We start from the raw sequence: 13,679 nt of genomic DNA, 5'->3' as shown, positions 1-13,679 counted from the left end.
TAAAAAATTCAGACTCAGCGCCACTGCTGCGCGAAGAACTGCACCACCTGCGCCTCCAGCACCGCGTGGTAGGCCACGCGGTCGAAGCCCGCCGGGTTGGCGGCGGCGTCGCCCGCGTCGGACGGCAGGCTCTGGCTGGGCTGGGCCATGAAGGCGAAGTGGCCGGCACCCGGCACGGTGTCCGCCTGCGCGGTGGGCAGATTGGCGGCCACCAGCCCGCCGTGGTACTTGCCCGTCAGCACGGCATCCTGCTCGGCCACGCGCAGCAGCACCGGCACGGTCACGGCTTTGAGGCTCTCGGGGGTAAACACCACGGCCATGGGCGCCAGGGCGACGATGGCGCGGATGCGCGGGTCGGGCACGGAGACCAGGGCGCCGTCCGGCACCACGTTGGCGGGCGTGGCCGTGTTGGCAGCGGCCGGCTGCGGCGCCTTAGGGCCCTGGGCCAGGCCGCAGAAGCCGGGGTCGTCCTGCACGCTGCGGCAGTGCTGGGCGGCGCGGGCGGGCTCGGCCTGGGCGCCGGCCAGGGCCAGCACGGTGTAGCCGCCGGCCGAGTGGCCCAGTGCGCCGATGCGGCCGGCCGGAATGCGGGGGCCCCACTCGGGGCTGGCCAGCAGCGCGTCGAGCACGCGGCTGACCTGGCGCGGGCGCTCGCCGAAGTAGCGGCCCGAGGTGATCATGGAGCGGTCCTGCCAGTTGTCGCCCGGGTGGCGCACGGCGGCCACGAGGTAGCCCTCCGCCGCCAGGCGCGTGGCCAGGTTGTGGTGCGCGAGTTCATTGCCGCCCGTGCCGTGCGACACCAGGATCAGCCCCTGGAGCGGCTCGGCCGACACGGGCGCGCCCAGGCCGACCAACGGGCGCCAGGGGCCCAGCTGCACCACGCCCGCGCTGCGCACGGTGGGGTAGAACAGCGCGACGTTGATCGGCTCGTCGCCTGGCACGACGAGGGTGCGCAGGCCGGCGTGCTGGGCCGATGCGGCGCCGGACAGCATGGTCAGCGCCACGAAGGCGGCGGCCATGAAGGGGCGGATATGCCGCGCGGCAAAGCGCAGGGCCAGGAGGAGGAGGAGGATGGTCACAGTGCGCCTTTCGTCGGGTCTGCCAGAAGCCGCCACCGTGCGGAAGTGTGGTGGCGGCATGGCGGCACTGTAGGCGCGGCCCCCCTGCACGGGGAGAGGCATGCGACGAAATGCCCGTGGGCGGCGCGAAACGGTGGGCGAAAGGCGCAGGCCGTGCAGCTGGCGTCCCGGTCAGGGCCGCAGCATCACGCTAGCGCCTGCAGCAGGGCCTGCGCCGCAGGCTCGGACGACGCGGGGTTCTGCCCAGTGATCAGCAGCCCGTCGGTGACCACGTGCGGCTTCCAGTCGGCCTGCTTGGTGTACAGCCCGCCGTGGGCCATGAGCATGTCTTCCACCAGGAAGGGCACCACATGCGTCAGGCCGGCGGCGGCTTCCTCGCTGTTGGTAAAACCCGTGACGTTCTTGCCGCGCACCAGGGGCGTGCTGTCGGGCGCCTTGGCATCGCGCAGCACGCCGGGGGCATGGCACACGGCCGCCAGGGGTTTGCCGGCGGCCAGCGTGGATTCGATGAGGGCGATGGAGCGCGCGTCCTGTGCCAGGTCCCACAGCGGGCCGTGGCCGCCGGGGTAGAACACCGCATCGAACTGGGCGGCATCCAGCTCGGACAGCTTCAAGGTGCTGGCCAGTTGCGCCTGGGCCGCTGCGTCGTCCTTGAACCGGCGCGTGGCATCGGTCTGCGCATCGGGCGCGTCGCTCTTGGGGTCCAGCGGCGGCTGGCCACCCCGGGGGGACGCGAGGGTGACCGAGGCGCCCGCGTCCTGGAACACGTAGTACGGGGCGGCGAATTCTTCGAGCCAGAAGCCAGTCTTCTTGCCCGTGTCGCCCAGTTGGTCGTGCGACGTGAGAACCATGAGGATGCGGGGCATTAGGCGTCTCTTTCCTGGGTGCGGTTGAAAATATCGAGTCTCCCACCCTACCCGCAATCCCCACCGCCGCGCCCCCACCCGGCGCAGTTCGCGGCGTTGGCTTACAGCGCCGCTTCGAGAATCCGCCGGCTCACGGCGGGCGTGATCTCGCGCTGCTCGCCCAGCGTGACCATGCCGTGCGCCTCCAGCTGCGCCACCACGGCGCCCACGGTGTCGGCGCCCAGGCCGTAGCCCGACAGGCGCGTGGCGATGCCCATGGCCTCGAAGAAAGCGCGCGTTCGCTCGATGGCGGCGGTGATGCGTTCGTCGTCGGTGCCGGTGGTGATGCCCCACACGCGCTCGCCGTACTGCAGCAGCTTGGCGCGCTTGGGGCCACGGCGCTCGTGCAGCAGCGCGGGCAGCACGATGGCCAGCGTGCGCGCGTGGTCGATGCCGTGCAGCGCGGTGAGCTCGTGGCCGATCATGTGCGTGGCCCAGTCCTGCGGCACACCCGCGCCGATCAGGCCGTTGAGCGCCATGGTGGCCGCCCACATGAGGTTGGCGCGGTCGTCGTACACGGGCTCGGGGGCGGTCAAGAGGCGCGGGCCGATCTCGATCAGCGTCTGCAGGATGCCTTCGGCAAAACGGTCCTGCACGGGCGCGTTGACCGGGTAGGTGAGGTACTGCTCCACCGTGTGCACGAAGGCATCGACCACGCCGTTGGCCAGCTGCTGGGGCGGCAGGGTGTAGGTCTTGGTGGGGTCGAGCACCGAGAACACGGGATAGGTGTGCACGCTGCCAAAGGCCAGCTTCGCGCCCTTGGCGCGGTGGGTGATCACGCCGCCGTTGTTCATCTCGGAGCCCGTGGCGGGCAGCGTGAGCACGGCGCCGAAGGGCAGCGCGGCGGTGACGTTGCGGCCGTGCTTTTCCAGAATGGCCCAGGGATCGCCGCCCTCGAACTTCACGGCCGCTGCGATGAACTTGACCGCATCGATCACCGAGCCGCCGCCCACGGCGAGCAGGAAGTCAAACCCGCCTTCGCGGATCTGCGCCACGGCCTTCATCGAGGTTTCATAGCTGGGATTGGGCTCGATGCCGCTGAAGGTGGCGTGCTGGCGGCTGGCGAGCGCCGTGCGCACCTCGGCCAGCGTGCCGGTCTTCTCGGCACTGGCGCCGCCCACGAGGATGAGCACCTTGGCGGCGGCGGGCACGAGCTTGTCCAGGTCGGCGATGCGGCCCTGGCCGAACGCGATGCGGGTGGGGTTGTGGAAGTCGAAATTCAGCATGGCAATCCTTGGGCGGGGTGCGGGCATTGTGTCGTGCCCTGGGCCGGGGCGAGCGTCGCCTGCGCAACACGGCGGGCAGGCACACCGGCCCGCCAGCGCGCCATGCCCCTCCCTGCCCCGCCTACCGCAGCACCACCAGCGCCGCAAACCCGAGCAGCAACACCATCGCCAGCGCCACGATGCCGGCGATGCCCACCGTCAGCACCTTGGCCACGGAGAATCCCCCGCTGCGGCGCAGGGTGCCCAGGCCCCGCAGCAGCAGGACCAGCGCGGCACACAGGGTGCACAGCACCGTGCCAAAGGCCGCGGCGATGCAATCGAGCCCGAACGTACCGCATGCCATGGCCTGCCCGAAGCCGGTGAGCAAGGCCAGCGACACGCCAAGGCCCACGGCGAGCACACCAAGCCCCGCCCAGACCGGCACTGGCAAGCGCGCCGCCGCCGAAGATGTAGTGGTGGTGGTGGCCATCGATCAGCCCTCGGCCTCTTCTCGTGCTGCCTGCCAGGGCAAGGCCGGGTCGGTGAAGGCGGGTTGCCACAGGTCGGCATAGACCGCAAACGCCTGCCGGCGGGTCTCGTCCGACTCCAGCTCGACCGCGGCATCGTCAAGCCCCCGCACGCTCCAGTCGGCCAGCACGGCGTAGCGCCGCTGCGCCGTGTCGATCAGCACCGAATGCAGGGCGTGGGTCGTGCACGCCACATAGCGCCCACCGGGGCTGACCAGGAAGTAACCCACGTCGCCGGGCCGCAGGGCAGCCAGTGGCAGGGCGCGGCGCAAGGCATCGGCCCATTCGGGCGGGGCGGGTACGGGCATGGAAGAAAGAAACTCCTGGTGGGGCGCGGAACGTGCGCGCCGCGGTGGCGCGTCCTGCGTGGACCGACTGTAGCGGCAACGGCCACGGCCACGCTGGCGCCGCCCCTCAGGTGCTGCGGTCCCCGGGAGGCCCCGATCAATCCGGCGCCCCTGCCGCCCCACCCCTGGTTTCGCCCTGGCGACCGGACTCCGCGCCCGCCAACACCTGCAGCCGCTGCGCCATGAAGTCGCGCAGCGCGCGCACCAGCGGCGTGAGCTGGCGGCGGCTGGGCGCCACGAGGAACAGAGGCACGGCCTCGGTGGTCCAGCCCGGGCACAGCGGCACCAGGCGCCCGGCGGCAAGGTCGTCCGCCACATCGAAGTACGACTTGTAGGCGATGCCCCGGCCCCGCACGGCCCAGCGGCGCACGGCGTCGCCGTCGTTGGACACATTGCGGCTGCGCACGCGCACCAGCACCTCCTGGCCCGCCGCATCCCAGAAGCGCCAGCGGTCGTGCACGTCCTCGCCGAGCATGAAACACAGGGCGTCATGGCCGGCCAGCGCATGCGGCGTGGCGGGCGCCCCGCGGGCCTGCAGATAGGCGGGCGCGGCGCACAGCACGCGCCGGTGGTCGGCCGCGAGCGGCAGTGCCACCAGGCTCGAATCCTGCGGCTTGCCGTAGCGAAAGGCCGCGTCCACCGGCTCGCTGTAGACATTGGCCATGCGGTCCGACAGCTGCAGGCGGATGTCGATGCCCGGGTGCTCGGCCTGGAAGGCATCCAGCCACGGCAGCAGCACGTTGCGCCCCAGGTCGGAGGGGGCGGCGAGCAGGAGCGTACCGCGAAATCCGCGGGCCTGGCCGCCTTGCAACTGGCCCCGCACCTGCTGCAGCGCGGCCAGCGCGGGGCGGCAGTGCTCCAGGAACAGCTCGCCCTCCTGCGTGAGCCGCAGGCTGCGCGTGGAGCGCACGAAGAGCGCCACGCCCAGCTCGGCCTCCAGCCGCTTGAGGGCCGCACTGGCCGCCGCCGGCGTGAGGTCCAGCGCCCGCGCGGTGGCCGACAGGCTGCCGCTGTCCACGGTGCGCACGAAGATGTCGAGGTCCTGCAGGCTTTTCATGGGTGGTGTGGGGAGTTTTAGGGCTGTATTTTCAAAATTTCTTTGAATATTGATTCAACCACCATCCTATTTAAAACAAAAGACAACAGGATCACCATCACGGCCATGTTCCACACCGCTTGCCAAGGCACAACGCCATGACCTCCACCGCCACCGCGCCCGCTCTCGCGCGCCCCTTGCAACTCGGCCCGCTCACCTTGCCCAACCGCATGGTGATGGCCCCCATGACCCGCGCCCGCAGCAGCCAGCCGGGCGGCGTGCCCAACGCGCTCATGGCCGACTACTACGCCCAGCGCGCCAGCGCCGGGCTCATCGTGAGCGAGGCGAGCCAGGTCTCGCCCCAGGGCCAGGGCTACAGCTTCACGCCCGGCATCCACAGCGACGCGCAGGTGCAGGGCTGGCGCCGGGTGACCGACGCGGTGCATGCCGCCGGCGGCCGCATGGTGCTGCAGCTGTGGCACGTGGGCCGCATGTCGCACGCCAGTTTCCACGCCGACGGCCTGCCCGTGGCGCCCTCGGCCATTGCCCCCGAGGCCCGGGTGTGGGTGGCGGACGGCGACGGCGTGGGCCACATGCTCGACTGCCCGGTGCCGCGCGCGCTGCAAGCGAGCGAAATCGCCGGCGTGGTGGACGACTTCCGCCGCGCCGCCGCCAACGCCATGCGTGCTGGGTTCGACGGCGTGGAGATCCACGGCGCCAACGGCTACCTCATCGACCAGTTCCTGCGCACCACTTCCAACCACCGCAGCGATGCCTATGGCGGCCCGGTGGCCCACCGCACCCGCTTCGCCCGCGAGGTGGCCGCCGCCGTGGCCAGCGAGGCCGGGGCCGAGCGCACCGGCATGCGCCTGGCGCCGTTCATCACGCAGCGCGGCATGGACTGCCCGGACATCATCCCCACCATCCTGCACCTGGCACGCGAGCTGGACACCCTGGGCCTGGCCTACCTGCACCTGGCCGAAGCCGACTGGGGCGATGCCCCCTCCATTCCCGCCGATTTCCGCCAGGCCCTGCGCGCGGCCTATGGCGGCCGCGTGATCGTGGCGGGCAAGTACACGCCCGAGCGCGCGCAGCAGATCCTGGATTCGGGCATGGCCGACCTGGTGGCCTTTGGCCGGCCGTTCATCGCCAACCCCGACCTGCCCGCGCGCTATGCGGCCGGGCTGCCCCTGGCCGGCTACGACCCGGGCACGCTGTTCGGCGGCGCGGCCCAGGGATATTCCGACTACCGCGCACACGCGGCCGCGGCGTGACGCCTGGCCGCCACCGCATGGACCGCTCTTTTTCCACCTCACTTTTCTGCAAGGACACACCACCATGAAAGCCATTGGCTACCAGGCCCCCCGCGCCATCGACCACCCCGCATCGCTGCTCGACATCACCCAACCCGACCCCGTGGCCACCGGCCGCGATCTGCTCGTGGAAGTGCATGCCGTTTCCGTGAACCCCGTGGACACCAAGGTGCGCAAGGGCAGCGGCCCCGCCGAGGGCCAGGCGTACAAGGTGCTGGGCTGGGACGCCAGCGGCATCGTGCGCGCCGTGGGGCCCGACGTGACGCTCTTCGCGCCCGGCGACCGCGTCTGGTACGCGGGCTCCATCGCACGCCCTGGCACCAACAGCGAACTGCACCTGGTGGACGAGCGCATCGTGGGCCACGCCCCCCAATCGCTGGACTTTGCCGAAGCCGCCGCGCTGCCGTTGACCACCATCACCGCGTGGGAGCTGCTGTTCGACCGCCTGGGCGTGGTGCCCGGCAAGCAGCCCACCAACAAGACATTGCTCATCATCGGCGCGAGCGGGGGCGTGGGCTCCATCCTCACGCAGCTGGCGGCGCGGCTCACCAGCCTCACGATCATCGGCACCGCATCGCGCCCCGAAACGCAGCAATGGGTGCGCGACCTGGGTGCCCACCACGTGATCGACCACAGCAAGCCCCTGACGCAGGAGCTGGCCCGCATCGGCCACCCCTCGGTGGACATCATCGTGAGCCTCACGCAGACCGACGCGCACTTCGACCAGATCGTCGAGGCCATCGCGCCGCAGGGCCAGTTCGCGCTGATCGACGATCCGGTGTCGCTCGACGTGACGAAGTTCAAGCGCAAGTCGGTGTCGGTGCACTGGGAGCTGATGTTCACCCGCGCGCTCTTCGGCACCGCCGACATGATCGGCCAGCATCGGCTGCTGACCGAGGTGGCGCAGCTGGTGGATACGGGGCTGATCCGCACCACGCTGGACCAACGGTTTGGCACCATCAATGCCGAGAATCTGAAGCGCGCGCATGCGCTCATCGAGAGCGGCAAGGCGCGGGGCAAGCTGGTGCTGGAGGGATGGGCCTGAAGAACTGCGGGCCACGCAGGGGGCGCAGCACCACCCGCGCGGCAGATTGTGTGCCGGGTTGAAAAACACTGTATTTACAAACAGTATTTCAGGTATAAAACAGGGCACCACAACCCGAGGAGACCTCCCATGCTGGACCACATGACCTTCCGCGTCACCGACATCGCCCGCACCAAGGCGTTCTACACCGCAGTCCTCACGCCTTTGGGCTACAGCCTGTGTTTTGAAGGCAACTACGGTTCGAACATGCTGGGCTATGCCTACCCGGCTCCGTCCGAGCCCGACGGCAAGAAGGCCGATGTGTGGTTCATCGACGGCCCCTCGCCCTACGGCGGCCCGCCTGCCACCAAGGGCTGCCACCTGGCGTGGCGGGCCGCCACGCGGGCCCAGGTCGATGCCTTCTACCGCGCCGCCATCGAAGCCGGGGGCCAAGACAACGGAGCCCCCGGCCTGCGGCCCGACTACCACCCCCACTACTACGGCGCGTTTGTCATCGACCCCGAGGGCAACAACATCGAGGCGGTGTGCCACCTGCCGGAGTAAGAAACACCGCTGCACCCTCCGCAGAGGGCGCGTCGCCAAGCGAGTGCACCCGTGGAACTGGCTTTGCCAGGCCACCGGGTGCGTCCCCCTGGGGGGAAGCGGCGCAGCCGCTCAGGGGGGTCAGTCGAGTTTCACGCCCGCCGCCTTGATGATCTCGCCCCAGCGCTTGGACTCGGAGCGCGCCATGGCGCGGAACTGCTCGGGCGTGCCGGGCAGGGCTTCCATGCCGAAGTCGTTCATGCGCTTGACCACGGCGGGGTTCAGCAGGGCCTTGTTCAGGTCGCCGTTCAGGCGCGCGGTGATGGCCGCAGGCAGTCCGGCGGGCGCCAGGATGCCCTGGAACGCGAACACCTCGGTGTTGGGCACACCGGCTTCGGCCAGCGTGGGCACGTCGGGCAATGCGGCCACGCGCTTGGCCGAGCCGATGGCCAGCGCGCGCACCTTGCCCGAGGCGATCACGGGCAGGCCGGCGGCCAGGTCCAGGAACATGCAGGGCACCTGCCCGCCCATCACGTCCTGCAGCGCGGGCGCCGCGCCCCGGTAGGGGATGTGCGTGAGGAAGGTCTTGGTGCGGTTCTTGAACATCTCCATCGCCAGGTGGTGCGGCGAGCCGTTGCCGGGCGATGCGTAGTTGAGCTTGCCGGGGTTGGCGCGCGCGTAGGCCAGGAATTCCTTCAACGTCTTCGCTTCGAACGCCGGGTGCACCACCAGCGCCAGCGGAAAGCGGCTGATGCCGCCCACGTAGGTGAAGTCCTTCTCGGGATTGAACGGCAGCTTGGTGAACAGGTGCTCGTTGTAGGCCAGCACGGCGTTGTCGGCCGACATGAAGGTGTTGCCGTCGGGCTTGGCCGTGGCCACCAGCTGCGCGCCGATGTTGGTGGACGCGCCGGGACGGTTGTCCACGATGATCTGCTGGCCCAGGGTCTGGCGCATGGCCTCGGCCACGGTGCGCGCCAGCACGTCGGTGCCGCCGCCGGCCGGGTACGGCACCACCCAGCGCAAGGGCTGGTCGGGCCACGCGGACTGGGCGGCGGCCCAGGCGGCGGCGGAGGTGGCGCCTGCGGCGGCCAGGGCGGTCAAGAGGGTTCTGCGGTGCATGGGGCTGTCTCCTTTTACTATTCAATTGATAGCTGCTTGCGCTTATATATCAGGCGCTAGAGGCCATTTTGGCTTAAAAATCTCTATGCCACACGTTCAGCGCACGGCGCATGAAACGGGCACATCCTCAGGCCAGTGCCACCGTGGAACTGGCTCCGCCAGGCCACTGGTGGCGTCCCCCTGAGGGGGAAGGCGCCGAAGGCGACTCAGGGGGCTGCAATGGTCTGGTCGATCGCGCCGAAGATGCTGGCGCCGTCCTTGCCCTTGACCTCGATGCGGATGGTGTCGCCGAACTTCATGAACTCGGTGCTGGGTTTGCCGTCCTGGATGGTCTCGATGCAGCGCTTTTCGGCGATGCAACTGTAGCCCTTGGGCCATTCGGTGCGGCCGCTGGCGTCGGTCACGCCCTTGTTGCTCACGGTGCCGCTGCCGATGATGGAGCCGGCGCGCAGGTTGCGCGTCTTGGCCACGTGGGCGATCAGCTGGCCGAAGTGGAAGGTCATCTCGGGGCCCGCATCGCACATGCCGACCTTGCGGCCGTTCCAGGTGGACTGCACCGTGAGGTTCACGCGGCCGTGGTCCCAGGCGTCGCCCAGCTCGTCCAGCGTCACGGCCACGGGGCCGAACGCGGTGGCGGGCTTGCTCTGGAAGAAACCAAAACCCTTGGCCAGCTCGGCCGGGATCAGGTTGCGCAGGCTCACGTCGTTGGCGATCATCACCAGGCGGATGCCGTCCAGCGCCTGGTCGGCGGTGGCGCCCATCTTCACGTCGCCGGTCACCACGGCGATCTCGGCCTCGAAGTCGATGCCCATGGCCTCGCTGGGCACCACCACCTCATCGCAGGGGCCGATGAAGTCGTCGCTGCCGCCCTGGTACATCAGCGGGTCGGTGTAGAAGCTTTCTGGCACCTCGGAGTTGCGCGCTTTTCGCACCAGTTCGACGTGGTTGATGTAGGCCGAACCGTCCGCCCACTGGTAGGCGCGGGGCAGCGGGGCCATGCACTGGGCGGGGTCGAAGGGGAAGGCGTGGCGCGCGCGGCCGCTGTTGAGCTGGTCGTACAGGTCCTGCAGCTGGGGCGACAGGAAGCCCCAGTCATCCAGCACCTGCTGGAGCTTGCTGGCGATGCCGGTCGCATAATGGGCTGTGCCCAGGTCGCGGGAGACGACAACCAGTTGGCCGTCGCGCGAGCCGTCTTTGTAGGTAGCGAGTTTCATGGTGGCAGGACCTTTGTCTCAAGGGGTTGAAAGTCTTCACCCAGCACGAATTACGCTTGGGTAAATTGATTTAACTAAACAAAACTCGCAAATTTTAGTGCACATGGACAAAGAACGTGCAGGAATTCAATCGGTCGAGGTGGGTTTTGCCCTGCTGGAGGGGCTGACACGCTCGCGCGGACCGCTGATGCTCAAGGATGTGGCGGCCTCGGCCGGCATGAGCGCGGCCAAGGCGCACCGGTATCTGGTGAGCTTTCAGCGCCTGGGCCTGGTCACACAAGACCCGCGCAACGCCCGCTACGACCTGGGCCCCGCCGCCCTCAAGCTGGGGCTGGCCTCGCTGGCCCGGCTCGATGCCGTGCGCCTGGCGCGCGAGCGCATGCCGGAGCTCATGGAAGCCATCGGTCACACGCTGGCGCTGGCCGTGTGGGGCAACCACGGCCCCACCATCGTGCACTGGGAAGAGTCGCCCCAGGCTGTCACTGCCAACCTGCGCCTGGGTGACGTGATGCCACTGCTCTCGTCCGCCACCGGCCGCTGTTTTGCGGCGCACATGGCGCCTGATGTGGTGGCGCCGCTGCTCAAGGAGGAGCTGGCCCGCGCCGTGAAGATGCGCCGCACCGACCTGCCCTCCACCATGGCCGAGGTGAACGCACTGCTGGCGGAGGTGCGCACGCGCGGCGCGGCCCGCGTGGTGGACACCCTTCTGCCCGGCATCGTGGCGTTCTGCGCACCGGTGTTCGACGCGGACGGCCACCTGGAGCTGGGCATCACCACGCTGGGCTCCATCGCCACCTTCGACCCGGAATGGGACGGCGCCATCGACGTTCCGCTGCGCGCGGCCGCCGCCCAGCTGTCGAGCGACCTGGGCGCCGGCAGCGCCTGACGCCCCCTCCTGCACGCATCGCTGTAGATGCCACGGCGCGCCCTGGTTCTCATCACCGCCCTGGTACTGGCCCTGCACTGGCTGGTGCTGACAGGGGTGCCCCTGGCGTGGGACAGCCCCCAGCAGCCAGCGGCGGGCCGCGTCTTCAGCACGCGCAGCGTGGCAGCCCCGCCGCCCGCGCCCGTCCCCACCGCGGCTCCAGTGGCCGCGCCCACGCCAACGCCGCCTGCGGCCAAGCCCGTGGTGCGCAGGAAACCTGCGCCGCCCGTCCCCTCCCCGGCCGCGGCAGATCCGCCGGTTGCGGCGCCCGGGGCCTCCGTGCAGGTGGCGGGTGCAGAGGCCAGCGCAAACGCCACCACCGCCGCGCCAGCCGCCGACGTTGCCACGCCAGACGCGGCCACCCCGGCATCAGCCCCCCAGGCCGAGGCACCGGCACCAGCGGCTTCGGCACCGCCTGCGGAAGAAACCACCACCACCACCGCCGGAATCGACATCGCGCCCCCGGGCTCCGGCACAGCGCGCAGCGCGGGTGCCCCGCCGCCGCCCGTGCGCATTCCGGCCCCCACGCGGCTGGCGTTCGACGTGAGCGGGCAGGCCAAGAAGTTCGCGTACAACGCCCGCGCCGAGCTGCTCTGGCAGCACGACGGCAGCCGCTACGAAGCACGCCAGGAGGTCAGCGCCTTCCTGGTGGGCAGCCGCACACAGCGCAGCGTGGGCGCCATCACGGCCCAGGGCCTGCTGCCCGAGAAGTTTTCCGACAAATCCCGCAGCGAGCAGGCTGCGCATTTCGACCATGCCAAGGGCCGGGTGACCTTCAGCGCCAACACGCCGGACGCCACCGTGGGCCCGGGGGTGCAGGACCGGTTGAGTGTGTTCATCCAACTCGGCGCCCTGCTCGCCGCCGATCCCGCCCGGTTTGTGACCGGCACACAGATCACGCTCACCACCGTGAGCGCGCGCAGCGCCGACCGCTGGACCTTCACCATCGAAGGTGCAGAAACACTGGACCTGCCCACCGGCGCCACGCCCACCCTCAAGCTGCAGCGCCTGCCCCGCAAGGACTACGACCAGAAGGCCGAACTGTGGGTGGCCCCCGCACTGGGTTATCTGCCGGTACGCATCAAGCTCACCCAAGCCAACGGCGACTTCGCCGACCTGCAATTGAGCCGCAGCGGCCCGCCTTGATGGTCTGGAGGGGTCTTGTTAAAAAGTGTTGCGCAGGAGCGCCATCCCACCAAAATAGACCCGCGAAACCGGAAGCACCGGGTTTTCATGAAATACTGCATCGGCAAGGGGACAAAAGCCACGGGCTTTGCCTGTGCCACTTGAACTCTGCGCACCCGCTGTCATCTGGCATCTATATTCAGTCATCGATTCACTAACCAACAGGAGGAACAGCATGAAAACTTCATTCGCTTTTATCTTTGCTTTGTTCGCTGCACTGCAGCCAGCCCTTGTCTTTTCGCAGGAAAAGAACTACCCGCAAGGACTCCAGAATTGCACTGTAGAGCTTAACGGGGACTCTATCCTTTTTGGCTACCATGCTGGCGTGCCCGGATGGAAACTCGGCACTACCCCTAAGCAATGGCTGCAATCAAAGGGGTTTAATCAAATTATTGATCGAACTGCGGTGGGTTTGAACACGTATGATTTAGTACGCGGTTATGCTACTCCATTCCCTGGAGCTTTGCCTGCATTCTACCCTAACGGGGCACAGAGTGCATTTAATGAAATGTCACATGACAGCCGAATTGTGGTTATTGAAACCGGGATTAATGACTTCCCTACAAATAACCCCTATCAGGTTTATCTAGATTACGTGTCTATGGTGCAGCATATTCGTGCACTTGGAAAAATTCCGGTTATCACTGGTATCATTCATGTAGACTCCCAGATAACCCCAGCCGATACAATCAACCGACTAAATACCATCCGTTTTATTGTAAAGCAAGTAGCTATTGATTATGGCGTGCACTATGCAAGCTGGGATCAAGTCCCAGTTGCGTGGACGGATGGAACGCATTTAAACCAAGATAGCTCTAACGGTGTAACGGAAAATTTGAGATATGTCCTGAGCTGGATTTGTGGAGTTCAGTTCTAATCTAGGCCCTTCGTGGCCTTTTTCTTAGTCTTACCTGTTGTAAATCGACAAGGGGAACACGATGCACATGCTCTACGACTCTGAATCCTTCGTGGTGGTCCACATGCTGCCCGACGCCGGGGAGAAAAAGAGCACCCAGGCGCTCAATGACACCGCCCCCGCCGTTCCCCAGCTCGCGCGCCACGGCTTTGAAATCGTGGACAAGCGTTCGGGCAAAGAGGTGTACCTGGACGGCTCCTGGGCCGAGATGTTCCAGGAGCAGATCCTGGCCTGGCAGCGCGACACCCCCACGCAGGAAGAAGTGGAAGACGCGCTGGACCGCTATGCGGGGCTGGCGCAGAACCCCGTGGTCGTGCATTGAAGCGAGAAGAGTGCGGTCG

16 protein-coding genes are annotated in these 13,679 nt (G+C 68.1%); 7 read left to right on the top strand and 9 right to left on the bottom strand.

Annotation, left to right across the window (positions count from 1 at the left end; all coding sequences use genetic code 11):
• Positions 1–14: 14 nt before the first annotated feature.
• The 6 genes from AC1RCS_RS02240 to AC1RCS_RS02215 all read right to left on the bottom strand — a co-directional run bounded on the left by AC1RCS_RS02240 (position 15) and on the right by AC1RCS_RS02215 (position 5,120).
• A complete protein-coding gene (locus tag AC1RCS_RS02240) occupies positions 15–1,079 on the bottom strand; it encodes an alpha/beta hydrolase family protein (protein ID WP_492245674.1) in 1,065 nt (354 codons plus the stop codon).
• Positions 1,080–1,264: 185 nt separating this feature from the next.
• A complete protein-coding gene (locus tag AC1RCS_RS02235; protein ID WP_492245675.1) occupies positions 1,265–1,945 on the bottom strand; it encodes a type 1 glutamine amidotransferase domain-containing protein in 681 nt (226 codons plus the stop codon).
• Positions 1,946–2,046: 101 nt separating this feature from the next.
• Positions 2,047–3,210 carry an iron-containing alcohol dehydrogenase gene (locus AC1RCS_RS02230; RefSeq protein ID WP_492245676.1) on the bottom strand — a complete coding sequence of 388 codons (1,164 nt, stop codon included), beginning with the start codon at positions 3,208–3,210 and terminating at the stop codon, positions 2,047–2,049.
• A gap of 121 nt (positions 3,211–3,331) precedes the next feature.
• Positions 3,332–3,679: a hypothetical protein gene (locus AC1RCS_RS02225; protein WP_492245677.1), complete on the bottom strand. Its 348-nt coding sequence runs from the start codon at positions 3,677–3,679 to the stop codon at positions 3,332–3,334.
• 3 nt (positions 3,680–3,682) lie between these two features.
• The gene (locus AC1RCS_RS02220; protein WP_218297289.1) at positions 3,683–4,024 is read right to left on the bottom strand and encodes a hypothetical protein; all 342 of its coding nucleotides are present in this window, start codon (positions 4,022–4,024) and stop codon (positions 3,683–3,685) included.
• A gap of 136 nt (positions 4,025–4,160) precedes the next feature.
• Positions 4,161–5,120: a LysR family transcriptional regulator gene (locus tag AC1RCS_RS02215; RefSeq protein WP_255591693.1), complete on the bottom strand. Its 960-nt coding sequence runs from the start codon at positions 5,118–5,120 to the stop codon at positions 4,161–4,163.
• A 137-nt stretch (positions 5,121–5,257) separates the two neighbouring features.
• Between AC1RCS_RS02215 and AC1RCS_RS02210 the strand changes: the two genes are divergently transcribed.
• The 3 genes from AC1RCS_RS02210 (at position 5,258) to AC1RCS_RS02200 (ending at position 8,000) form a co-directional block, all read left to right on the top strand.
• The gene (locus AC1RCS_RS02210; RefSeq protein WP_492245678.1) at positions 5,258–6,373 is read left to right on the top strand and encodes an alkene reductase; all 1,116 of its coding nucleotides are present in this window, start codon (positions 5,258–5,260) and stop codon (positions 6,371–6,373) included.
• Between the two features lie 64 nt (positions 6,374–6,437).
• The gene (locus AC1RCS_RS02205; RefSeq protein ID WP_492245679.1) at positions 6,438–7,457 is read left to right on the top strand and encodes a zinc-binding alcohol dehydrogenase family protein; all 1,020 of its coding nucleotides are present in this window, start codon (positions 6,438–6,440) and stop codon (positions 7,455–7,457) included.
• Positions 7,458–7,586: 129 nt separating this feature from the next.
• The gene (locus tag AC1RCS_RS02200) at positions 7,587–8,000 is read left to right on the top strand and encodes a VOC family protein (protein WP_492245680.1); all 414 of its coding nucleotides are present in this window, start codon (positions 7,587–7,589) and stop codon (positions 7,998–8,000) included.
• Between the two features lie 120 nt (positions 8,001–8,120).
• On the opposite strand, the gene AC1RCS_RS02195 is transcribed toward AC1RCS_RS02200, so the two are convergent.
• Complete coding sequence (locus tag AC1RCS_RS02195) at positions 8,121–9,098, bottom strand: Bug family tripartite tricarboxylate transporter substrate binding protein (protein WP_492245681.1); 978 nt, start codon at positions 9,096–9,098, stop codon at positions 8,121–8,123.
• Between the two features lie 206 nt (positions 9,099–9,304).
• Positions 9,305–10,312: a fumarylacetoacetate hydrolase family protein gene (locus AC1RCS_RS02190; RefSeq protein WP_218297294.1), complete on the bottom strand. Its 1,008-nt coding sequence runs from the start codon at positions 10,310–10,312 to the stop codon at positions 9,305–9,307.
• A 103-nt stretch (positions 10,313–10,415) separates the two neighbouring features.
• Here AC1RCS_RS02190 and AC1RCS_RS02185 point away from each other — a divergent pair, with 103 nt between their 5' ends.
• On the top strand, positions 10,416–11,198 hold the full coding sequence (locus AC1RCS_RS02185) for an IclR family transcriptional regulator (RefSeq protein WP_492245682.1): 783 nt from the start codon (positions 10,416–10,418) through the stop codon (positions 11,196–11,198).
• A 27-nt stretch (positions 11,199–11,225) separates the two neighbouring features.
• A complete protein-coding gene (locus tag AC1RCS_RS02180; protein ID WP_492245683.1) occupies positions 11,226–12,383 on the top strand; it encodes a DUF3108 domain-containing protein in 1,158 nt (385 codons plus the stop codon).
• A gap of 18 nt (positions 12,384–12,401) precedes the next feature.
• On the opposite strand, the gene AC1RCS_RS02175 is transcribed toward AC1RCS_RS02180, so the two are convergent.
• Entirely contained in the window at positions 12,402–12,599 is a 198-nt protein-coding gene (locus AC1RCS_RS02175; RefSeq protein WP_492245684.1) for a hypothetical protein, read from the bottom strand.
• Here AC1RCS_RS02175 and AC1RCS_RS02170 point away from each other — a divergent pair.
• Together AC1RCS_RS02170 and AC1RCS_RS02165 are read left to right on the top strand one after the other, a co-directional pair.
• On the top strand, positions 12,598–13,299 hold the full coding sequence (locus tag AC1RCS_RS02170) for an SGNH/GDSL hydrolase family protein (protein WP_492245685.1): 702 nt from the start codon (positions 12,598–12,600) through the stop codon (positions 13,297–13,299). The genes AC1RCS_RS02175 and AC1RCS_RS02170 overlap by 2 nt on opposite strands.
• 61 nt (positions 13,300–13,360) lie before the next feature.
• Positions 13,361–13,660, top strand: coding sequence for a BTH_I0359 family protein (locus tag AC1RCS_RS02165; RefSeq protein WP_492245686.1), 300 nt, complete (start codon positions 13,361–13,363; stop codon positions 13,658–13,660).
• The last annotated feature ends 19 nt before the right edge of the window (positions 13,661–13,679 follow it).

The sequence above is a fragment of the Acidovorax sp. GW823-FHT01C06 genome, from assembly GCF_058798375.1.
The sequence above is the reverse complement of the archived record's forward strand: the minus strand, read 5'-3'. Positions and strand labels throughout refer to the sequence as shown.